This window comes from Paraburkholderia lebeckiae (assembly GCF_050436225.1).
Taxonomy (GTDB): domain Bacteria; phylum Pseudomonadota; class Gammaproteobacteria; order Burkholderiales; family Burkholderiaceae; genus Paraburkholderia; species Paraburkholderia tuberum.
The window spans coordinates 2,485,313-2,507,435 of record NZ_JBNDLU010000001.1; the positions used below are offsets into that span (position 1 = coordinate 2,485,313).

Genomic DNA, 22,123 nt, shown 5'->3' on the forward strand with positions numbered 1-22,123 from the left:
CGACGCTCTGCGTGCGCCGCGATGAATTCTCAGCTGCCCGCGCTCAGTCGCGTGCGATCAGATTGCCGACCTGGCCGCGCCCGGTCACGAGGCAACTCGACAGGAAGCTCTCGCTCTGCGCGCTCGCGCCAGCGTCACCAAAGCCCTTTTTCAACGCGTCTGATTTGACGAGCGCCGCGCCCTGGTGACATGTAATCGTGCCGACCTCGCCCGCCTGCGCACGCATCAACGCGCGATCCGCCATCAGATAGCCAAGCAAAAGCACCAACGCAATATTGAACGCTTGTCGCATGGGTCGTCTCCTTTTCGAAGAGACTAGCGTGAAGCGCGAATGCAGTGGCCTGGGGCTTTCCCGATTGTTGAAGATTCAATGATCCAGAATAACTCGCGGCTCCTGCGGGCGATTCGTAGTGCATTGAAGCGATTCAGTTTTATTCGATGCGCGTAGCTGTGCGCGCAACGGTAGGCGTTTACGCCTACAGCCGAGTTTCGATCCGCGCGATGCGGCTATTGATCGCATTGCGCACCAGCGCATTCGACGGCACCAGCAGCAGCGATGACGCGATGATCCGATACACGTCATGGCGCGTCACCTTCGACACTTTCGCCGGATCGAGCCACGCGTCGTTCTCCGCGAGCAGCAATAAGGTGTCGAGGCCGATGAGGATCGGCCACACGCAGGCGAGCCGCAAGCGCACCGCGCTCACCGGAATCGCAAGCGTATAGTCGAGCGCCGCGCGAAAATGATCGAGCGTCTTGCGCAACAGTTCGACGAGCAGCGGCCGCGCGCGCATCGAATTGGCCGGTTGCAGCAGATCGCGCGCGCTCAGACCGTGGCGCTCGAGCATGCTCTGCGGCAGATAGCAGCGGCCGATGCGCAAATCTTTTCCGCAATCGCGCAGCACGTTGGTCATCTGCAATGCCTTGCCGAAACGCACGCCACGCTGCTTCATCGTGTCGGGCTGTTCTTTCAGCGTGCCCGGCATGTGCGCGTAAGTCATCGTGGTCCAGAACTCGCCGACGCAGCCCGCGACCAGATACGTATAGCGATCGAGTTCGTCGTATTCGCGCAGCGCCGCGATCTGGCCGGAGCGTTCGTCGGGGAACGTGCGCAGGTCGAATTCCATGCCCTCGGTCAGCGTCGTGACGATCGCGCGCACCGAGTGGCGGTCGGACTCGCTCAGTTGCGCGAGCACGTCGAGCGCGGGGCTCAACGATTCGAGCAGCAGCTTTTCATCCGAATGCGCCTGCTGACCCGCGACTTCCGCGGCGATGCGCTTGAACGGCCCACTATCGACGGCCACGCCATTGACCTGATCGCGCAACGCGAGCAGCAATTCGAGGCGTTGGCCCGGTGCTATCAACGAGGTGTCCGCAATCGTATCGGCCGCGCGCGCGAGCAGATACGCAAGGCCGATCGGATCGCGCATGCCGATGGGCAGCACGCGCAGCGTCAGATAGAAGGAGCGTGAAACGCCTTTCAGGAGCGGGCCGAGAAGAATGGCCCGGGTCGGATTCGGCATGGGTTGGATCGGTTGGCAAATAGGCGGGTGTAAGCCCGCTGGGATCAGGCGCTGCCGAATTGTATACGGCGAGGCGCGTCACCCGGTACACCATGAACAAGCATCAGAAGCCGCCCGCCGAAGCCGGCGCCACTCGCAGCCGTCGTTCGAACCTGCACCTGACCTATGTGATCGGCAGCTTCGACCGCATCCCGCGGCGGCCGTATGAGTGAAGCGCTCGCCTTTCCGTTTCATTGCATCGGTTTGCAGGTTCGACCGGCCACCGCACTTCATTCCCCGTCATGCCGCATGCACCGGGCTCCTCGCCGCCGGGCCTTTTTCGTCCTCTCACGCTGCACTGTCGAGCACACTCCGTTCGCCGAGCACGCGTTGCCGGATAGACTCCCCGCATTTCACGCCGCGGGACACTATCGCTCGCCATCGGGAATGGGGATTGCTGCCACGACTGAGTTGAGCACAGGACGGTCACGACCAGGCCGTCGCTTGCACTTTGAACGACACATCGACAATGACTACCGACGCATCCAACACGTCTCGCCCGTCCGAGGCGGCGCGACCTGACGCGGCCCGGCCTGACGCGGCGCGACGCAATGTCGAAACCGGCGTGCCCGGTTTCGACGAGATCCTCGGCGGCGGTCTGGTGAGCGGTGGCGTCTATCTACTGGAGGGCATGGCCGGCGCCGGCAAGACGATCCTGTCGAGCCAGATCGGTTTTCATCGGGTGCGGCAAGGCGAGAAAGTGCTGTACATGACGCTGATCGCCGAATCGCACGACAAGCTGCTCGGTCACCTGAAAGGCCTGAGCTTTTTCGACGAAGCCGCGGTCGCGCAGCAGATGCTGTTCGTGTCCGGCTATCACGAGCTGATGCAGGACGGCCTCGACGGTTTCCTGAAGCTGATCGCGTCGAGCATCTACGACTACCGGCCGAGCCTGATGATCATCGACGGCTTTCGCAGCGCGCGCGAATTCAGCGAAACCGAGCTGTCGCTGTCGAAGTTCATCCACGAGCTGAACGCGCTGGTCGCCGCGATGGACTGCACGACGCTGCTGCTCGCGCCGCTGTCGGGCAACGAGTCGCATCCCGAGCACACGCTGGTGGATGGTCTGATCGAGCTGAACAGCTATCACGACGGCATGCGGCGCGCGCGCGAAATCGAAGTGCACAAGATGCGCGCGCGCGATCATCTGATGGGCAAGCACTTCTTCCGCATCGCCGGCAGCGGGCTGCTGATGTTCCCGCGCCTCGAAGCGCAGTTCGCGGAGCAAGCGGGCCCCGTCGATCTGAAAGCACGGCTCGGCTTCGGCTTGCTGCACCTGGACAACCTGCTCGGCGGCGGCTTCGCGCAAGGCGCAACGACCACGCTGATCGGCCCGTCGGGCGTCGGCAAGACCCTGCTGTGCCTGCAGTTCCTCGCGGCCGGTCTCGCACGCGGCGAGCGTTGCGTGTATCTCGGCTTCTACGAGAGTCCGCAGAGACTCATCGGCAAGGCCGAAGCGGTGTCGATCGCGCTTGCCGATGCGTGGCAGGACGGTCGTCTGATGGTGCTTTGGCAGCCGGCGATCGAACTCGCGATCGATGAAATCGCCGCGAAAGCGCTCGCCACCGTCAAGCAGACCGGCGCGACGCGCATCGTGATCGACGGCGTCGAGGGCTTTCGCGATTCGGCGTTGCGTACCGAGCGCTTCGGCCTGTTCCTCAATGCACTGCTGCATCAGTTGCGCGAAGCGGCCATCACGACGCTCGTCACCGAGGAGCTGCCGCTGTACAGCGATCCGGGTCACGCGAAGACCGTGCGCGTGTCGGCGTTGACCGAAAACCTCGTGCTGCTGCGCTACGCCGAGACCGAAGGCGGTCTGCGGCGCATGATTTCGGTGGTGAAGCAACGCGAAAGCGCGCACGACACGTCACTGCGCGAGCTGTCGATTTCGTCGCAAGGACTCGACGTGATCGACGGCTCGCCCGGCGCCGCGGTCACCCAATCGACGCCGGGCCTGTCGGCCACGCTGCGATCGCGGCGAAAAACCTAGCCGCTCATGAAAACCATTCTGGTGGTGGACGACGAGTTCGACATCCTCACGGTGTGGCGGCTGCTGCTGGAACGACACGGCTATGCGGTGCGGACGGCGTCGAACGGCGCCGTCGCGCTTGAACTGGTCCGCTCGAGCCGGCCAGGTATCATCTTGTCCGATTGCATGATGCCGGTCATGTCGGGCCTCCAGTTGTGCGCGGCGCTGTATGAGGACCCAGAGCTGCGCGGGATTCCGATCATCCTGTGCAGTGCCGCATCGGACATTCCGGTCCAGCCGAATCCGCATATTGCCTACGCGCGCAAGCCGCTTTCTTTCGACCAGTTGCTGGCGATGCTGGTGCGCATGGGCGGTTGACGGCCGCCCTTCCTCCCCCGCCTTCTCTGCCCCTTTCGCCGTCTAAAACACAGCTTGAGACGCTTGCGCCATTTGTCGAGCGTTTGCAGCATTCTGCGATTCTCCGTGGCCTTTTACAGTAGGCCATCGATCGCGCATGGCCAGCAACCCGCAGCGCGACGCAACTTTCGGAGGTCGTCATGAACAGCAATCGTGGTGCGGTTCCCGCTGGCTTCTTGAGCATCGCGGTGGGCTCGTTGGCGCTTGCCAACCTGTGGCGCGTAGCAATCCGCCTGTGGCATTTGCCGGCCGTCGCCGGCAGCGTGGTGACGATCGCGGCGCTCGCCGTCTGGGTCATCATCCTGTCCGCCTACGTGCACAAGTGGTTCGCACGGACCGCCGACGCACGCGCCGAACTGGACCATCCGGTGCAGTCTTCGTTCGTCGCGCTCGCGCCGATCTCGACGCTGCTTGCCCCGCAACTGCTGCAGCCGTACGCGCATACCCTCGCGCTGACGCTGTACGGCATCGCGGCGATCGCGCAACTTGGGCTCGGCGTCTATCTACAGGGCAAGCTGTGGCAAGGCGGCCGCAAGCCCGAACTGACCACGCCAGCGATCTATCTGCCGACGGTCGGAGCGGCCTTCGTCGCGGCGGCGAGCTCGGCCGCATTCGGCTTCCATCAACTGGGCGAGCTGTTTTTTGGCGGCGGCATGCTGGCGTGGCTCGCGCTCGAATCGATGATCCTGCATCGCGCCGCCGTGCATGAACCACTGCCCGAAGCGCTGCGCCCGACCCTCGGCGTGCAACTCGCGCCGCCAGTCGTCGGTGGTGTCGCGTATCTGAGCCTCACCGGCGGCACGCCCGATCTGTTCGCCTACGCGCTGCTCGGCTACGGTCTCTATCAGGCGCTGATGCTGCTGCGTTTGCTGCCGTGGATCCGCCAACAGGCATTCGTGCCCGGCTATTGGGCGTTCAGCTTCGGCGTAGCGGCGTTGCCGACGATGGCCCTGCGTCTCGTCGAACGCGGCGCGACGGGTCCGATCGAATTCGCGGCGCCGGTTCTGTTCGTGGTGGCGAACGCGATCATCGCGATTCTGGTCGTGAAGACGCTTCAGTTGCTCGCGCAAGGCAAGCTGATGCCGCCAGCGGCGGCGAGTTCGACGGCGGCGGCGCCGGTCAGGCAAGTCACGACTGCCGCGCGAATCGCCTAGGTTCGATAAGCTGCGGGCAGCGACCGAACGCGGCGGCGACGCGCAAAGCGTCCCGCCGCGTTTTCGCGTTTGTGTCAGAACCCGTGCAACGACACGACGATCAACGCAGCCGCGACGATCGCGACCACGTCCTCGATCAACGCCGCGGGCGCATCGCGCCCGAACATGCTGGCGAGCGAACCGCGCACCTTTGCGCCACCGAGTGTGCCGATCACCGCGCCTACAGCGCCGACCACCGCGCCCAGCACCCCGACGATCATGCCGCCCGCCAGGCCGCCATGCGCGCCGCTGATCGCCGCGCCGCTCAGCGCACCGAGCACGATTCGCGCGCCGAACTGCAGCGGCACCTTGCGGCTCGGCGTTTCGGGCAATTGATCCGTGATCAGTTCGATGACCGCCAGCACGGTGAAGATATATGGCGTGGCCGCGAAGCCGAGGAAGGCGAGCGACGTGCCTTGCAGCGGCAGCCATCCCAGACGCGCGGCCCAGCTGACGGCGGTGGGGGCGATCATCGCGCGAAGGCCGGCGACGACGCCGATGAGCAAGGCCAGAACATACACGGACATAGCGCACTCCCGATCGAGGGCAATGATGCAAGGTTGCACGAGCCGACGGCTTACCTGGACGAACGTCGGCAGAACATGTCGAACATTCCATCTGGACAGTCAACTTCTCACCACCTACATCGAGGCAATCCGTGGCGGCCGTTCACCGTTGCTCACAATTGCCGGCTCTTGATTGCCGACTCGCCACCGCGCGTCTGGCGCGGCGCCGGGCGTACGATTGCCCCCGTCGATGTGGCCCTAGTGTCGCACAATTCGACTGGCGAATAACGGACAGGAAGTCGGCGAAGGGGGCCGATGGTGATAAGTTAGCCCACTCACAAGAAAATCTTGTATCTGCACCATGAGACCGTATCTTCCGCTGAACGCGCTGCGCGCGTTCGAATCGTCCGCGCGGCATCTGAGCTTCACGCGCGCGGCGCAAGAGCTGAACGTGACCCAAGCCGCGGTCAGCCAGCAGGTCCGCTTGCTGGAGGAGCGGCTCGGCACCGCGCTATTCAAGCGTTTGCCGCGCGGCCTCGCGATGACCGACGAAGGACTCGCGCTGCGCCCCGTGCTGTCCGACGCGTTCGATCGTATCGAGACGGTGCTCAAGCAGTTCGACGGCGGGCATTTTCACGAGGTGCTGACGATCGGTGTGGTCGGCACGTTCGCGGTCGGCTGGCTGATGCCGCGCCTGAAGTCGTTTCGCGACGCGCATCCCTTCGTCGAGCTGCGGCTGCTGACCAATAACAACCTCGTCGACCTCGCGACCGAGGGCCTCGATTTCGCGATCCGTTTCGGCGACGGCACGTGGGCCGGCTCGCTCGCCACCAAACTGCTCGACGCGCCGCTCGCGCTGCTCTGCACGCCCGAGATCGCCGCGCGCCTCGCACGGCCCGACGATCTCGCCAACGAAACGCTGCTGCGCTCGTACCGCATGGACGACTGGCTGAACTGGTTCGCGGCCGCGGGCATCGCGCCGCGGCCGGTGCGCGGACCGGTGTTCGATTCGTCGCGGTTGATGGTGGAAGCGGCGATACAGGGCGCGGGCATCGCGCTCGCGCCTGCGTTGATGTTCGAACGGGAGATCAATACAGGACGTCTGGTGCGCCCGTTCGACGTCGAGGTCAAGGCGGGCAGTTACTGGCTGACCTGCCTGAAGGGCAAGCCGATGACGCCGGCGATGTTGCTGTTCAGTCAGTGGCTCGCCAAGGAAGCGGCCACGGCGGGTCACGCATGAGGACCTACGCGGCCGTGCGGCAATACCCGTTCATCGCGGGCCGCTCGGCTTGCGGCGGGAACACGTTCCACGAACCGTCGCCGTGGCGGAAGAAGAAAATCGACAGCAATCCTTCCGGCTTCAACGCCTGCACACAGACATAGCGTTGCTGTTGCGACGCGCGATGGCAGAACCGCACCACGCGCGCGGGCATCGACGGCGTGGGTGCGAGCCATTTGTCGACGGCCCAGTGCAGGCTTTTTTCTGCGGCAATCATGATGTTCTCCTCGAATCGTCCGGTTCCTGACGCGCTGCGTTCACGCGACTTGCGCGAGTTGCGCCACGCGGTGTTCGCTCCTCGCCCCGCTCTCGACGAACGCCTTCACGAGGCACAGCAGTGCGCGCACCCCCGTGCTCGGATGGCGCAAGCAGCAATGCACCTGTTCGCTGTGGCTTTCGCCGAGCAGACACCACGCGCAGAAGTGTTCGCAGTTGTTGGTCAGCAGGCGATAGCGGTTTTCGCCGAGGCGGGAGCGCGCGCGGCGCACCGCATCGGCGCCGACGTAGATCGCGCTCGGCGTCGCGCGAACCGACAGCGAATGGCCGGCGGCGAAGCGCGCGAGTTCGACTTCCTCGACCGGTCCGGGATGCGCGGAGGCCGCAAAGCCCGAGTAGTGCACGACGCGGCCATTGCCGACATAGATGCCGTGATGTTCGTAGCCGTTGCGTTGCGTGACCAGATGCGCGCCGATCGGCAGATCGATCGTCGATGATGCGGTAACGCAAGCGGCTGCGGATTGCGGGTCGTCGTCGCGTGTGTCGAGCGTTTGGGTGTTCATGGCTGGCCTCGTTCGCATTTCCAACACTGTTGCGACAGCTTTTGCATCATCCGGGCCAGGCGCCGGAAAACCCCTGTTTACAGGGTTGACGGCCGATCGAGCGGTTTTCTGAAGAGGTAGATGTCAGGACGGGACCAACAGAAATCGCGCTGCTCTGTTGGTGTTCGACGCTCATTTGCGAGCCGTGTCGCGCGTTGATTTCAACCGGATGGAGAACCCGTGGGGACCCCGCTGAATGTGTTGGGTCTCACACCTGTTCAAATGCGGGCTTGTTGGCCGCGAGCCGACCGATCGTATCGACCGTGTTCGTGGCAAATCCGCGCAAGCCGCGCCAGTCAACGCGCCGTGGGCTTCGCGTCGAATCCGCCCCCGATTGGCATGGCCTTTGCACGTGTGGTGCCGAGTCCATTCAGCCGCGCGCATTGCCCACGCGGCCAACCGGAGAACGACATGTCCTGCATCAAATTGAACGACCTCTCGCTGAACCTCGCGCTCGATCGCAAAGCGATGGCGGCGATTCGCGGTGGCGGCGGCGCGCCATGGATCTATGGCTGGATTCAGCCGTTCGTGCCGCAAACGCCGAGCATTGGGCCGGTGGTCAATCTGTACGAGGTCTCCAACAACTTCTATGCTAACCAGATGATCAACCAGTTCCAGTCGGTCGACGTACGCAACACCGGCGCGAACGCGAACCTCACCGTGTCTCCGGACGCACGCAACCGAAACGATATGGTGTAGCCGTTGTGACCTGCGAGAGTCAATTTCGCTGGACGTCGTCCGCGCGTTCCGACACGGGACGGGTCCGCGAAATCAACGAAGATGCCTGCCTCGACGAGCCCGAAGCGGGACGCTGGGCTGTCGCCGATGGGATGGGCGGTCACGCGGTCGGCGACGTTGCCAGCCGCACCGTGATCGACGCGTTGACTCAACTGGCGGCGCCGCACGGCCTCAGAATGCTGATCGCCGATGTACGCGCGCGTCTGCAAACCGCGAACCGTCAATTGCGCGACGAAGCCGCGCGCCGCCAGGTGCAGCGCATCGGCAGCACCGTGGTCGTGCTGCTTGCATGCGATCGCTTCTGCGGCTACGTGTGGGCCGGCGACAGCCGCATCTACCTGTACCGCGCGGGGCAATTGCGGCAACTGACGCGCGATCACAGCCAGGTCGAGGAGCTGCGCTCGCTCGGCGTCATCACCGACGAAGAGGCGCGCCATCATCCCGCGCAGCACATGATCACGCGCGCGGTCGGGGCAACGGATTCGCTCGAACTCGACGACGACGCGATCGAAGTCGCCGACGGCGACGTGTTCCTGTTGTGCAGCGACGGTCTCAGCAACGAACTGAGCGACGACGAGATCGCCGACGTGCTGACCACGGCGGAGCGCGAAAACGCATGCTGCGAACTCGTCGACCTCGCGCTCGCCCGCGGCGGGCGCGACAACATCACCGCAGTGGTCGTCGAAGCGCAGGACCCCAATGCGGCGGACACGACCTTGCTGAACCCGGCGCCTTGATGATCTTCAGGCGCGCGTTTCACCGAGCGTTCAGTGGTCCTTCACTCAGCCTTCGTCGTCTTCCTCGTCGCGCTCGTTCGCGCCGTTCTTCGTGGGCGGCGCATTGCGATTGCGGAAATCTTTCGAGTGCAGGCCGTGTTTTTTCAGCAGCATCTGCAAGTGCGAGCGATTCATATCGATGCGCCGCGCCAGTTCGGCGACGGTCCCGCTGACTTCACGCAGTCCGCGTTCGAGGAACGCTTTCTCGGCGTCGTCGCTAGCCGCCCGCTTCGCGTCGCTCAACGACATCAGATTCGCGACGCTGATCGGCTGCTCGCCGCTCGCCTGTCCGCCCTCCGCCTGCGCCGCCGCCGAACCGGGTGCGGCGGGTCGCATATCGAGCGGCAAATGCTCGACGTCGGCCATGTCTGCAGCCAGACATGAGATGCGGTACATCACGTTGCGCAATTCGCGAATGTTGCCCGGATATGCGTAGCTCAATAGAAAGTCCCGCAAACGCGGCGTCAACCTGACTGGCCGGCGTTTCAGCGTGCCCGCCGCTTCGTCGCCGAACCACGCAATCAGCAACGGAATTTCGTCGCGCCGTTCGCGCAGCGGCGGCAGCGTTACGTGAATCACGCTGAGCCGGTAGAACAGATCCTCGCGAAACCGGCCTTCCTCGCTGAGCTTGCGCAGATTGCGATTGGTCGCCGCGACGATGCGCGTATCGACCGCGATCGTTTCGTCGGAGCCGACGCGTTGAATCTCGTGCGCCTCGAGCACACGCAGCAGCTTGACCTGGCCCGCGAGCGGCAACTCGCCGATTTCGTCGAGAAAGATCGTGCCCGTATGCGCGCTTTCGAATTTTCCCTTGCGGTCGCTCGACGCGCCGGTGAATGCGCCCTTGCGATGTCCGAAAAGTTCGGATTCGAGCAGATTTTCCGGAATCGCGCCGCAGTTCACCGAAACGAACGGCTTGTCCGCACGCGAGCCATTCGCGTGAATCACTTTCGCCATCAGCTCCTTGCCGGTGCCGCTTTCTCCATCGATCAACACCGGCAAATCGGTTGGCGCCGCTTTTTCCGCGATTTCGAGCGATTCGAGCAAACGCGGGTTGTCGCCGAACGTGCCCTCGAAAATGAAGCTGCGTTCGAGTAGTGCCTTGCGGCGCGCACCGCGCGACTGCTCCGCGCTCGTCTGCGGCTCGCCCGCGGTGGCCGCCTGCACGAAGCGCTCCTTGTGCGAAAGCTGCATCACTTCGTCGCGCAACGACGTGGCCTGCCTCAGCAGCTTGTCGATATCGGCGCGTTCGAGCCGCGACGACCAGCGCAACGTGGAGCGCAGGATCTCGATCCGCTCGATCAGTCCCGCGTACGATATCGCGGGACTCGCCTCTTCAATCTGGTCGAGTATCTTCATCATGATGCACTCAACTGTTTCTGCACGAGCTGATAGTACATGCCGCCGCGCTGGATCAACTCCTCATGACGGCCCTGTTCGACGATCGCGCCTTCATACAGCACGAGAATCTTGTCCGCGCGCATGATCGTGCTGAGCCGATGCGCGATGATCACCGCCGTGCGGCCCTTCAGGATGTCGTGCATATTGCCGAGAATATTGCTCTCCGATTGCGAGTCGAGCGCCGACGTCGCCTCGTCGAACACGAGCAGACGCGGATCGTGATACAGCGCACGCGCAATGCAAAGCCGCTGGATTTGACCGCCCGACAAACCGATGCCGCGCTCGCCGACGATCTGCTCATAACCGAGCGGCATCTTGCCGATGAAGCCGTGCGCGTCGGCCATTTTCGCGACTTCCTCGATGCGGCGGCGCTCCGGCGCATCGTCGCCGCTTGCGATGTTCTCGGCGATCGTGCCCGAGAACAGCAGATTGCTTTGCATCACGTAGCCGATTTGCGCGCGGAAATAAGCCTTGTCGATCACGCCGGAGTCATAGCCATCGATCGTCATTTTCCCTTCGCTCGGCTGATAGAAGCCAACCAGCAGCTTCGCGAGCGTGGTTTTGCCCGACCCGCTGCGGCCGACGATCGCGACCAGTTCACCCGGCTTGATATCGAAGCTGATGTTCTCCAGCACGTAAGCGGAATCCTCTTCGCCATAGCGGAAGTACACGCCTTGCAGGCTGATTTCGCCTTGCAGTTCCGGCAGCATCACGCGCGAGGGCAAATCCTGCGGCTTCTGTTCGGGCTCGATATCGAGCACATCGCCGAGCCGTTCCATCGCGACACCCGCATCGTTGAGCATGCTCCACAAGCCGACGAGACCCATCAGCGGACTCAATACGCTGCCCATGAATGCATTGAACGCGATCAGCTGACCGATCGTCAATTCGCGCGCGAGTACCAGATTCGCGCCAACCCAAAGAATCGCAATCGTCGTTGCCGCATTCAGCAATTGACTGCCGAAGCCGACCAGAATATTGAATGCGTGCGCGCGATACTGCAATTCGAGCGCCTTTGCGTATTTCTTCTCCCAGCGCAACCGTACCGGCCGCTCGATGCCCATGCCCTTGACGGTCTCGACGCCGGCCAGAGCTTCCATCAGGAACGACTTCGCCTCGGTCGACGCCGTGAACACCTCGCGTGCGTAGCCCTTGATCTTCGGGGTCGCGATCACCGTGAGTCCCATGATCGGAATTACGAATGCGATCAACACCAGCGTCATCTTCACGTTGTACACGAACATGATCGTGAAGTAGATGAAGATCATCAGCAGATTCAGCGCGGTCGTCACGGTGGATTCGGTCAGGAACGCGCGGATCGTCTGGTTTTCCTGAAAGCGCGCGAAGATATCGCCGGTCTTGCGCTTCGCGAAGAACGAGAACGGCAGCGACAACGTATGCTTGAAGAACTGCGACATCATCGCGAAGTCCATGTTGCGGACCATGAAGTTCGCCAGATACGCGCGAATCGTCGACATCAACTGCGTGAAGACATTGGAGATGATGAGCCCGCCGATCAGCATATGCAGCAGGCTGACGTTCTGATGCACGATCACGCCGTCCAGAATGTTCTGAATGATCAGCGGTGGAATCACGCCGAGCACCTGAATCACGAAGGTCGCCAGAAACAGATAGCCAGAATGTTCTGAATGATCAGCGGTGGAATCACGCCGAGCACCTGAATCACGAAGGTCGCCAGAAACAGATAGCCGAGTATCTTGCGGTACGGCCTCAGATAGCCGACAAAGCGAATCCACGGCGAGCGCGCGGCCGACATCTGCAGCAACTGCGATCCGCCGGTAAACAATAGGCAGGTGCCGCTCCACCCGCGTTCGAAATCTTCGACGCTCAGCTTTCTGAAACCGAGTGCGGGGTCCGCCACCCAGACATACTCTTTCGACAGCCCGTACACGACCACATAGTGATAGCCCTCCCAATGCACGATGAACGGCAGATCGAAGCCGCGCAGCGAATCGAACGTGCATTGCACGCCGCGCGTCGTGAAACCGAGCGACTCGCCCGCGCGCGCGAGGCTGTCGAGCGTCGCACCCTGCGTCGTCACGTTCGCGAGTTCGCGCAATTTGCCGAGCGTCATCGGAATGCCGTAATGGCGGCAGATCATCGCGAGACACGCGGCGCCGCAATCCATCTCCTCGGCCTGCTCGACGAGCGCGAAACGCCGGATGATCTTCTCGCCGAGTTCCGGCTTGCTCTGCAGGTCGAGCATCAACGGCAGCTTGCGCCGCTGTTCGAGCCGCTTTTGCCGCTGCAATTCGCGGTCGCCATAGTGGATGCGCTCGTCGAGCACTTCTCGCAGTTTCGGATTGCGTTCGAGAATGAAATGAACGGTGCGCTCGGGGATGACCAGCAGCCGCGTGTCGGTGGTTGCAACGACCGATGCCATCTGTTCCTGGCGCATCAGGCACGCCTTCTCGCCGAATATCTCCCCTTTGCCGAGCGTCGCGAGCGTATAGTCGTGGCCCTCCTCATGCCGCACGATGCGCACCTGGCCTTGCCGCACCACATAAAGCCGCCTGTCGTCGCGGCCGTCCTGTTTCAGAATCTCCTTGCCGGCAGCGACCCGTTTTGCGCCGACGCTGCGCACGTACTCTTCGAGTTCCGCCTTGTTCAGCTTGCCGCGCAGATCGAACAATTGCGCGACGAAGCCCCCGGCCGAATTGATCGCCACATAGCTGGCGACGAACGCCAACGCGGCGGCGTTGCCCGCCATCACCGGTTCGACCGCGCTGCGCGGAATGAACAGTACTTCGGTCTTGCCCGACGAACGCACCGACGCTTCGTGAACGTACGAGCGCAACATCGCAATGTCGGCAAAGATCTCGCCCGACTTGCGCACGCCCATGCTGGTTTCCTTGCCGTGCTCCTCGGTGAAGATACGTACCGTGCCCGAGCGGATCACATAGAGACCTTCGGCCACTTCACCGGCCGAGCACACCGTTTCGCCAAACGAATAGAACCTGGCCTGCGCGTCCTCGGCAAGCCGCTCGATTTCGTCGCGCGAGAACGGCGACAGGATCTCCACCGAAGCGAGAAATTCGGCGGTGGAAGGCGCGGATGGCGCGGTCTGGGGGGCGTCCATGTATCGGTGAGCCTCGCTTTATCGGGCGCTAGTCGGGCACTAGCGCGCTTCGATCACGTGTTCCTGGGCGCGGGCAATGAGCCAGCTCTCGCGCAGCAAACGGCGGATTTCGGTGGCCACGTCCGCATCGAGCGTGGCCGGATATTTGGCCGTGACCGCGAAGATCTCGAAACACGAGCGGTCGGCCGACGGAAACGGCCCAAGCAGATCGCCGACCGCCGCGTTAAAAATCTTCGCCTCGATATCGGGCTTCAGCGAACCGCGCAGCACTTTGCCGATCACGCCGCCCGACTCGCGCGTGTCGGCAATCGAATGCTCGCGCGCCATCTCGCCGAAGGCGTCCGGGTCGTCGTGCAGGTACGAGATCATTTCCTTCGCCTTGCCTTCGCTATCGAGCACGATATGGCTAACTTCGATCGCGTCGAACTTCGGTGAATTCAACGCGAAGTAATCATGGATCGCAGCGTCGTTACCGATGTCGTCGAGCATTTTCTCCTGATAAAGCCCGTCGGTAATGAACGCCTCGAATTCGTCGAGGCTCACGTGCAGCGCGTCGAGATAATGATTCATGTCCGCCGCGCGATGCAGCCCGCGCACGCGGCGAAACTGGTCCGCGCGCTGCTGGATCTCGTCGGCGCTGACGGCGATGCCCTGCTTCTTCGCCGCATGGACGGTAAGCTTGTCGCGCACGATCTGCTCGATCAGGCTCTCGAACTGGCCGGTCAGTTTCAGAAGACGAATGAACTCGTCCACGTCCACGACTTCGTCATCGATACGCACTATCGCGGTCATTTGCTCGGCTCCTTTCGTGGATGTTTGATTCGCGCGCTCAACCCGCCACCTCTCTGAACGGATCGAGACCGAGGTCGATCAGGCGCCGCTCGCGAACGACGATTTCCGCGTTGGCGGTCATGCCGTAACGCAGCGGATAACGCGTGCCGGCCACCTGGTAGTAGTCCTTGTCCAGCGTGACACGGCCTTCGTAGACCGGTTGCTTGTCCTGCGCGGATGGCTTCGTGGCCGGCGAGATATAGGCGAGCGTGCCGCTGATCAACCCGTAGCGCTGGTAAGGAAACGCGTTGAACTTCAATTTGACAGGCAGGCCCACGTGCAGAAAGGCGCGGTCGTGTTCGGAGATTTCGATCTTCAGCACGGGCCGCGCGTCTTTTGGCGCAATGCCGCCGAGCGGTGCATTCGCCTGAATCTTGTCGCCGCGCTGCGTCGACGTGACGTCGGTAATCACGCCTGAAACCGGCGCGAGAATCAGCAAAAAATTGTCTTTATCGATGTTCTCGAAACGAACCCGCGCGGCGGCATCGGCTTCGAGCCGCGCGCTTTGCAGTTGCACGCGCAGTTTGTCTTCCGCATCGGTGATCTCGCGCACCGCCGAATCGTATTGCAGCTGCAGATCGGTGCTTTGCTGGCCGCTCGTCGCGAGTTGCGCATTGGCCTGCGCGTATTCATGGCTCAGACGAAAGTCGAGCTCGGCCAGCTTCGACTGCGCGACACGGTAAGCGTTATCCGCTTCGAGCGCGGCCGTGCGTTTCTGCTCGACCTGTAATTCGGCAATGCCACCGCCGCCCGGCTGCGCGAACAGCCGCGAATAGCGATCGAGTTCCTGATTCGCCGCTTCGCGCGTGCGGCGCGCGTTGTCGAGCGAGCTGCGCGCTTCGTCGAGTTCGGCCTTCTGCCCTTCGGCAAGCTTCGTCGTGCCTTCTGAAACGCGATTCTCGTGCAAGCGCTCCTCGACTTCGAGTTGCGCCTTCAACGACGCGGCCTTGCGTTCCATCAACGCCTTCTTCTCCGGGAACTGCTTCCATTCGCGTTCGGCGTCTTCGAGTTTCAGTTGTGCCTGTAACGCGTTGCTCGCTGCTTCGATCGCGCCGCGCGCATTGAGCCGCGCGAGCACGTCGCCTTTCGACACCGGCTGCCCCTCGGCGATATACAGATCCGCGAGTTCGCCGTCGATCGGCGTATAGATGCGCCGCACCTCCGATTCCGGCGACAACGTGCCGGGCGCACTGACGATCACATCCGCGCGGCCGACGAACGACCACAGCAAACCCGACACGACGAGCGCGACCATCGCCCAAATCAGCGCGCGCGCAATCCGCACCGGCTCGGACGTCAGAATCGCAATGCCTTCGACGCTATGATCTTCGAGCGCCTCCGACAACGGTCTAGGGTGAGGGTCGCGTTTCACTCTGATCGCCTCCAATCAACGCGAGCTTCGCTTTCAGCAGCCCAGGGTCCAGCACCATGCGCAACTCGGTCAACGAGCGGCGCTGCAAACTCGCTTCGGCCTCGATATCCGCGAGCAGGCGATCGAAGTCGGCGGGATGATCGGCCTTCAACTGCGTATAGATGCGCATGCCCTGGCGTGCCGCCGTCTGCGCGTCGCTCAGCAGACGGGCCTCGTTGCGAAAGCCCGGCGAGATACCGGCTTCGAGCCGCTGCGTGCCGCCGATCGAACCGTTCGCGCGGTACTCTTTCCACAGGCTTTGCGCGCGCACCAGCAGATCTTGCGCATGCGCGAGCGCCTTGTCATGCAACGCGGCCACGTCTTTCTGGATCGCCTGCACGAACCATGCGTCGGTCCGCGGATCGAGGCTCGCGTAGAACGACAGCAAACGCTGGTCGTAATCTTTCCCGCCACGCGTTTTCTGCAGATCGTTGTATCGATCGGACAACGCCTTCTTGTGCGTCGCTTCGGCCGCGAGCACATCGGACCACGGGCTCGCCGGCATCGACTGCAAATCGTTCAGCGCCTGCTGCGCGTCGCCGCGCTGCCACGCGGCATCGACCGCGTCCTGCCGTTGAACGATGTCCGCCGACGGCAAGCGTGTAGACGCAAGCTGCTGGAATTGCGCCTGAAACGGCGGCGTGCTGAAGCGCACCGTTTTCATCATCGCCAGCAATGACGTCAATTGACCGCTCAACGCGGCATTCAGCAACCCGGTGTATTGGCGCAAATCGTCGCGTACTCTATCGAGCCCCGCGAGCCGCGGATAACGCTGCGCGTAGTCGTCGAGTACCGGCGGCAGCGCGTCGGGTTTGTCGCGCGAAAGTTCGGTATGAATTACGCCATTGAGCCGATCGATCGCGGCGACGTACACCGAATCGTCGCTTTCGAGCTTGCGCAGATGGCTGAGCGTATGTGCGTAGGGCTCCGCGAAGACCGGCACATAACTCGCAATCCGATCGAGCGCGCGCTGGTGACTCGTCGCGTCGTCGTCCCAGCGGTGCAGCAGACCGTTGATCGTCGCTTCGTCCGTATACATGCGGATCGGCGCGTCGACGCCGCCACGCGCCGCGACGAAGCGTTCGAGATCGCCGACCCATTGCAATTCGCCGACCAGCGACGCGGCATCGGCGTCATTTCCGCTCAACGCCCTCATGTTCTTCAGCAGCGTGTCGGCCTGGTCGAACTTCGCTTGTTGCACGGCTTCGATCCAGCCCGGCAAGTTCGCTTTCAACAACGCCTCGCTCGCGAGCGCGCTGATTGTCGTGTCCGCCGGATGCGTCGCCAGATAGCCGCTTGCCATCGTGAGAGCGCTCGAGTAATCACCGCTCGCGAGCAGGCTCTTCAACTCCCGTTCCGATGAACCGTGCAGATAAAGGCCCACGCCAAGCGCAACCACGATCGCGATACCCGCTCCGCCCCATGCCGCCGCGCGCCGCACATTGGTGCGCTCGCCGTCCGCTAACGCCTTGTGGAGTTCGCCGGCGATCATTTTCCAGCGACGCGGCTTACTTCTTGCCGCGCTTTTAGCTTTGCCGCTTCTTTCATTCGCGCCGTCTCTCGTATCGGCGGGATGCCCCGCCTGCGCGCCTTTGGCGCCCTGCGCGCCATTTGCCGTCCCTACTCCGTCACGCTTCGCGCGCGCGGAGCTCGGCTGCGCCGCTTCATTCACTTCGTCTTCGCGTTGCAGCGCCGGATCGACGCAAAAGATGTCGAGAAACGAATGCGCAGTGCCGACGAAGGTCGTCTTGTCGGCATCGGCGGCACTGTCGACAGCGGGCTGAAGAGAGAGCTGGGTCACGGTGGGTTCGACGTCGGCGGAGTTCTGTAGCGACACCCTGTAGACGAAGTGGTCGCCGCCAAATGCAACGACGTCGCCGTCCGCCAGTGCAAGCGCCGATTCGCCGATCCGCTGTCCATTCACGAACGTGCCGTTGGTGCTGCCGAGATCCTCGACATAGAGCTCGCCGCCCTTCAGAAACAGGTGCGCATGGCGCCGGGAAATGTAATTGACCTGGTGCGGATAACGGTCTTTGTAGCGCGAGAAAACCTCGTCCGTTTTACTGACCAGAAATGGAAAAGCCAGCACGTCGACCGGTTGCAGACCCAGGTCATCGCGCTGCGGCACCAGCAACAGATGAATGAGGGAAGAAGCGCTTCCACCCGTGACGACGCGCGCGCGCGGCTCGATGCCGAAACGGTAGCGCAGTTCACCGCCAAAGCAGAGTTCATCGCCGGCGCGTACACGCGCGGGGGTTTGCCGCACCGCGATGCCGTTGACCGTCGTGCCGTTCTTGCTGCCGAGATCGGCAACATAAATCGCGCCATGCTCGATGAAAACGCGTGCGTGTCGGCGCGAGAGACCGGCGGTCCATTGTGCGGGATAGTCGCTGAACGGCGCTTCGATGCGGCCGATGGCGAACAGGTTGTCGACGATGCGAATGGCGTCGAGCGCGGGGCGCTGCGCGCAGGCAACCGGCGACAACACCACGTCGAAGGCAGCGTCCGCTGTCACGCGCATTTCAGCAATCGGAGCTTCGCCGGTGGCCATTTTATCTGGATCGCTAAGCGTTTACCCGCCGCGGCGGGAACGCGGGGCGAACTGGACGAAGAACAGCGGCGCAACGATATTGTCGTGAAGAGCCACGCAAACGCTGACCCCTAAAGGATTGTAAGTCACGCATCGAGAGTGTCAATTTGGATATCGCCGGATGAGGAGACCGCGGATAAGCCGTCAGCCGACGAAATACCCGCGCGGTACGCCAACTCGTGGATTAGCTCAATGCTTCGTTACTTCTCTTTGACCTGCGCTTGCACGTCGACACCTGGCCATCCGCCGCCGAGCGCCTTATAAAGCGTTACCGTGTCGGACAGAATCAATTGGTGGTTTTCCAGCAACGCCTGTTGCGCCTCCAGCAAGGTCCGCTCGTCTTCGAATACTTCGAGTTGCGACACGACGCCAAGGCGCAGTTGCGACTGGATCTGATCCGCGACGATCTGCAGGCGCGACACCTGCTGCTGCAATTCCGCGCGCTGCGCCTTATGGGCACTCAGATTGACGAGCGCGTTCTCCACTTCCTCGAATGCGCCCATCACGGCCACGCGATATTGCTGCTCGGCGACTTTCGATTGCGCCTCGGTCACCTTCACATGTGCGCGCACGCCCGGATCGAACAGCGGAAAATTGATGCTCGGCATCAGGCCGAACGTGAACGACTTCAGCAGTTGGTTAAGCGCGTAACTTGCCGTGCCGCCTTGCGCGGTGAGGCCGATGCTCGGCAATTGCGCAAGCTTCGACTGACCGACGAGGTCATAGGTCTCGAGCACCCTGAATTCGGCCGCCACCACGTCGGGGCGGCGCGACAGCAATTGCGCGGGCAAACCATCGGGCACGGCCGGCAATTTCACGCGCTCCTGTAAATGGCCCTGCGGCACATGGAATTCGCCGGCCGGCACGCCGAGCAACGTGCATAGCGCGTTGTCGGAGACCGCCCGCGATCGGCGCAGGTCATAGAGATCGTTGGTGAGCCGGTTGATCTCCGCCTGCTGGCGCAACACCTGCGTTTGCGGCACGAGCCCATTGCGCGCCTGGCCTTCGTAGATCGCCAGGATTTGCTTGTTCGTGGCGATGGTCTTTTGCTGCTGTGCGATCTGGTCGTCGAATTGCAGGATCTGGAAATAGGTACTGGCCACATTCGCGACGAGTTCGAGATAGCCCGCGCGCCAATCCGCCTCGCTCGCGTGGAATTCGGCCTTTTGCGCCTGCACGCCTTTTTCGACCTTGCCCCAGATGTCGATGTCCCAGTTCACCTGCAGCGCGAGGTTGTACGTCTTCGTCAAAGGCTGGCCAGTCGTCTTCGTGTAGTCGGCGCCGGCACCGAGGTCCACCGTCGGCAATGCGGCCGCGCCTGTCTCGCTGATCTGCGTGTGCGCGACTTCGATACGCGCGGCCAGCACCCGGATATCGAAGTTGCCGTCGATCGCCTTGTCGATCAGCGTATCGAGGTACGGGTCCTGGAAGCCCTTCCACCAGTCGCGCTCGATCGTCTCCGCGGCCGATACCGGCGCGCCATTGCGATCCGACCACGAGGTCTTGGCCGGCGTGTCCGGGCGTTGATAAGCCGGCATTCTGACGTCGACGCACGCACTCAACGCCATTGCGCACATCGTTGCGGCGCACGTCCCGCGCAGCACACGGGCTATGCGGCGAGGCGTCCTGGCTTCAGCAGGAACCCGCTGAAGGTCCAGCGAATCACGCGACGAATCGAACGATGATTCCGGCAATGCTGACACGGTGGTCTCCAGTTGCACCCGCCTGTTTCGCGCGAGATGCCCGGTTGTTCAGGCCGAGCCGCTTCCGCGCGGCTTCGGCAATGAAGCGGCGGAAAAGTCGATGCGGGGAGCGGCGGATACGCGAAGGATGCGTGGAAAAGGACGATTGGATTAGCGGTCTTTTTGAGCGATGCGCCTGTTGGGGCACGCACACGCGGCCGCCCGGGCCGCGCGTGCGCCGCTCACTACCCGTTGTTGACGTTGCTCGAGTAAATGGTCGGTTGGATGTAGGTGGTCGTACCGCTGACCAGCGCCGAGTTGTTGCCGTTCGCGCTCTGGATGTTCATTTCCGTGTTGATCATCTGCGTCGTGGAGACGTTCTTGATGCTGTGCGGCGCATAGACGGGCGCATAGCTGAGGTACGACGGCATCGAATAGTAGCTGTTGCCACCGCGCACGGCGCTCATCGCCTTGCTGTCGAGTTGTTCGGTGTTGGACAGGTCCTTGATCATCAGCGTGTTCATGGCAAATCTCCTGGGAATGGGAAAGCGCATCGTGGTGCGTCGGGTTCGAGCAACTTGTCTGCTCGGGCGCTACTGATGCATGGGCTATGCCAGGAGTGCCTTGCTTTTGTCATTCGCGTCCTGAACGCCTTGTAGCAAAGGCCTGGAAGTTCGCACCCGCTGTCCCGACGCTGACGAGCGGCAGAGCGAGACCAGTGAATGGTGGATCGCAGCCAACAGCGCGCGCGACATTGTTGGCTGCGTGATGACAGTCACCGCGCGATCACCGTGATCTTCTTCGAATACACCGGCGGGTTGTGCGGCATATGCATGTCGTCGCCCATCAACAGCTGCAATGTATGCTTGCCCGGCGGCAATTGAATCATCGTTTCCGTTTCGCCCGCGCCGAAATGCAGATGATGACGATCCGAGGGTATCTCCTGGTCCATCGGCGGCAGATCGCTATCGATCAGAAGATGATGGTGGCCGGTGTTCGGGTACTTGACGCCTTTCGGCGCGACACCCATGAAACGCAGGCCAAACCACACGCGAAACGGCTTATTGGCGGGCACCACCTGGCCATCGTTCGGATAGCCGACGTACGCGTAGGCGCCGGGCGGCGACGGCGTCGCTGCCCACGCGCTCTGCGGCGCGGTCGATACCGCCAGTGCCGCTGCGACGAATGCCGCGGCCGCAATGAACTTGTTCATCAGGACTCTCCGTTCCGGCTTGACCAGTTCTAACGAACGGATCGCGTTAGTCTTTTAGCACGGTGATGGTGATCTTCTTCGAATACACGGGCGGTACGTGCGGCACGTGATGATGGTCGCCGAGAATCAGCTGCAGCGTGTGCTTGCCGGGCGGCAACTCGATGCGCGCGTCGGTTTCGCCCGCGCCGAAATGCAGGTGCTGGCGGTCCGATGGAATCTCCTGATCGAGCGCGGGCAAATCCGTGTCGATCAGAAGATGATGGTGGCCGGTATTCGGAAACGCGATGCCCTTCGGACACACACCCATATTGCGCAGCCCCATGCGCACCCACAGCTTGCCGCCGTGAATCACCGCGCCATCCGACGGCCAGATGATGTACTCCTCGGCCCCCGGCGGTGACGGCGTCTGCTCGGCGCGCGCAACGCCGCCAGTGCCGATACCGAGGCAGACCGCGACGAGCGTCGCGCACATCGCCGCGCGTAATCCGCCGCAACGCGCTTGCGCCGGATCACGACTGCCGAAAAGAAAGGAAACACGGGTTCTTCGCATAGCGCACTCTCCCGAACAGGAGTCATGGCTGGGACCCGGCTATCGATGACCTTCCGGGTGTTCGAGCGGCGTGTCGCGGGTTGAAAC

The 22,123-nt window shown here is 62.7% G+C and carries 19 protein-coding genes and 1 pseudogene; 6 read left to right on the plus strand and 14 right to left on the minus strand.

Features of this window, described 5'->3' with window-relative positions; genetic code table 11:
* Positions 1-43 precede the first annotated feature (43 nt).
* Entirely contained in the window at positions 44-292 is a 249-nt protein-coding gene (locus tag OKW45_RS11595) for a hypothetical protein (RefSeq protein WP_129961873.1), read from the minus strand.
* A 184-nt stretch (positions 293-476) separates the two neighbouring features.
* On the minus strand, positions 477-1,523 hold the full coding sequence (locus OKW45_RS11600; RefSeq protein WP_429468150.1) for a phytoene/squalene synthase family protein: 1,047 nt from the start codon (positions 1,521-1,523) through the stop codon (positions 477-479).
* 508 nt (positions 1,524-2,031) lie between these two features.
* Between OKW45_RS11600 and OKW45_RS11605 the strand changes: the two genes are divergently transcribed.
* The 3 genes from OKW45_RS11605 (at position 2,032) to tehA (ending at position 5,102) form a co-directional block, all read left to right on the plus strand.
* Complete coding sequence (locus OKW45_RS11605; protein ID WP_429468153.1) at positions 2,032-3,552, plus strand: ATPase domain-containing protein; 1,521 nt, start codon at positions 2,032-2,034, stop codon at positions 3,550-3,552.
* Between the two features lie 6 nt (positions 3,553-3,558).
* On the plus strand, positions 3,559-3,909 hold the full coding sequence (locus OKW45_RS11610; protein WP_429468156.1) for a response regulator: 351 nt from the start codon (positions 3,559-3,561) through the stop codon (positions 3,907-3,909).
* Positions 3,910-4,088: 179 nt separating this feature from the next.
* On the plus strand, positions 4,089-5,102 hold the full coding sequence (gene tehA / locus OKW45_RS11615; protein ID WP_429468158.1) for a dicarboxylate transporter/tellurite-resistance protein TehA: 1,014 nt from the start codon (positions 4,089-4,091) through the stop codon (positions 5,100-5,102).
* Between the two features lie 74 nt (positions 5,103-5,176).
* Here tehA and OKW45_RS11620 read toward each other — a convergent pair whose 3' ends face one another.
* A complete protein-coding gene (locus OKW45_RS11620; protein ID WP_018423709.1) occupies positions 5,177-5,668 on the minus strand; it encodes a membrane protein in 492 nt (163 codons plus the stop codon).
* A gap of 340 nt (positions 5,669-6,008) precedes the next feature.
* Here OKW45_RS11620 and OKW45_RS11625 point away from each other — a divergent pair, with 340 nt between their 5' ends.
* Positions 6,009-6,887 carry a LysR family transcriptional regulator gene (locus OKW45_RS11625; RefSeq protein ID WP_429468161.1) on the plus strand — a complete coding sequence of 293 codons (879 nt, stop codon included), beginning with the start codon at positions 6,009-6,011 and terminating at the stop codon, positions 6,885-6,887.
* 4 nt (positions 6,888-6,891) lie between these two features.
* Here the strand turns inward: OKW45_RS11625 and OKW45_RS11630 are convergent, their stop codons facing one another.
* The gene (locus OKW45_RS11630; RefSeq protein ID WP_018423711.1) at positions 6,892-7,143 is read right to left on the minus strand and encodes a hypothetical protein; all 252 of its coding nucleotides are present in this window, start codon (positions 7,141-7,143) and stop codon (positions 6,892-6,894) included.
* Positions 7,144-7,183: 40 nt separating this feature from the next.
* The gene (locus OKW45_RS11635; RefSeq protein ID WP_429468163.1) at positions 7,184-7,705 is read right to left on the minus strand and encodes a lecithin retinol acyltransferase family protein; all 522 of its coding nucleotides are present in this window, start codon (positions 7,703-7,705) and stop codon (positions 7,184-7,186) included.
* A gap of 450 nt (positions 7,706-8,155) precedes the next feature.
* Between OKW45_RS11635 and OKW45_RS11640 the strand changes: the two genes are divergently transcribed.
* Together OKW45_RS11640 and OKW45_RS11645 are read left to right on the plus strand one after the other, a co-directional pair.
* Complete coding sequence (locus OKW45_RS11640) at positions 8,156-8,443, plus strand: hypothetical protein (protein ID WP_026226395.1); 288 nt, start codon at positions 8,156-8,158, stop codon at positions 8,441-8,443.
* Between the two features lie 5 nt (positions 8,444-8,448).
* Positions 8,449-9,219, plus strand: coding sequence for a PP2C family protein-serine/threonine phosphatase (locus OKW45_RS11645; protein ID WP_018423714.1), 771 nt, complete (start codon positions 8,449-8,451; stop codon positions 9,217-9,219).
* A 45-nt stretch (positions 9,220-9,264) separates the two neighbouring features.
* On the opposite strand, the gene OKW45_RS11650 is transcribed toward OKW45_RS11645, so the two are convergent.
* From OKW45_RS11650 to OKW45_RS11690, 9 genes and pseudogenes are all read right to left on the minus strand, one after another.
* The gene (locus OKW45_RS11650) at positions 9,265-10,620 is read right to left on the minus strand and encodes a sigma-54 interaction domain-containing protein (protein ID WP_429468166.1); all 1,356 of its coding nucleotides are present in this window, start codon (positions 10,618-10,620) and stop codon (positions 9,265-9,267) included.
* A pseudogene (locus OKW45_RS11655) lies at positions 10,617-13,759 on the minus strand (peptidase domain-containing ABC transporter). Before OKW45_RS11655 ends, OKW45_RS11650 begins: the two are co-directional and overlap by 4 nt.
* Before the next feature lie 39 nt (positions 13,760-13,798).
* The gene (locus tag OKW45_RS11660) at positions 13,799-14,551 is read right to left on the minus strand and encodes a peptidylprolyl isomerase (protein ID WP_018423717.1); all 753 of its coding nucleotides are present in this window, start codon (positions 14,549-14,551) and stop codon (positions 13,799-13,801) included.
* A 37-nt stretch (positions 14,552-14,588) separates the two neighbouring features.
* Positions 14,589-15,962: a beta-barrel domain-containing protein gene (locus tag OKW45_RS11665; RefSeq protein WP_429468169.1), complete on the minus strand. Its 1,374-nt coding sequence runs from the start codon at positions 15,960-15,962 to the stop codon at positions 14,589-14,591.
* A complete protein-coding gene (locus OKW45_RS11670; protein ID WP_429468172.1) occupies positions 15,940-18,552 on the minus strand; it encodes an FHA domain-containing protein in 2,613 nt (870 codons plus the stop codon). The genes OKW45_RS11665 and OKW45_RS11670 overlap by 23 nt, the downstream gene beginning before the upstream one ends.
* A gap of 239 nt (positions 18,553-18,791) precedes the next feature.
* The gene (locus OKW45_RS11675) at positions 18,792-20,168 is read right to left on the minus strand and encodes an efflux transporter outer membrane subunit (RefSeq protein WP_429469354.1); all 1,377 of its coding nucleotides are present in this window, start codon (positions 20,166-20,168) and stop codon (positions 18,792-18,794) included.
* 350 nt (positions 20,169-20,518) lie between these two features.
* Positions 20,519-20,797: a hypothetical protein gene (locus tag OKW45_RS11680; RefSeq protein ID WP_429468175.1), complete on the minus strand. Its 279-nt coding sequence runs from the start codon at positions 20,795-20,797 to the stop codon at positions 20,519-20,521.
* Positions 20,798-21,048: 251 nt separating this feature from the next.
* Positions 21,049-21,486, minus strand: a complete 438-nt coding sequence (locus OKW45_RS11685) for a DUF4399 domain-containing protein (RefSeq protein WP_429468178.1) — start codon at positions 21,484-21,486, stop codon at positions 21,049-21,051.
* A 46-nt stretch (positions 21,487-21,532) separates the two neighbouring features.
* Entirely contained in the window at positions 21,533-21,958 is a 426-nt protein-coding gene (locus tag OKW45_RS11690; protein ID WP_018423723.1) for a DUF4399 domain-containing protein, read from the minus strand.
* Positions 21,959-22,123 lie beyond the last annotated feature (165 nt).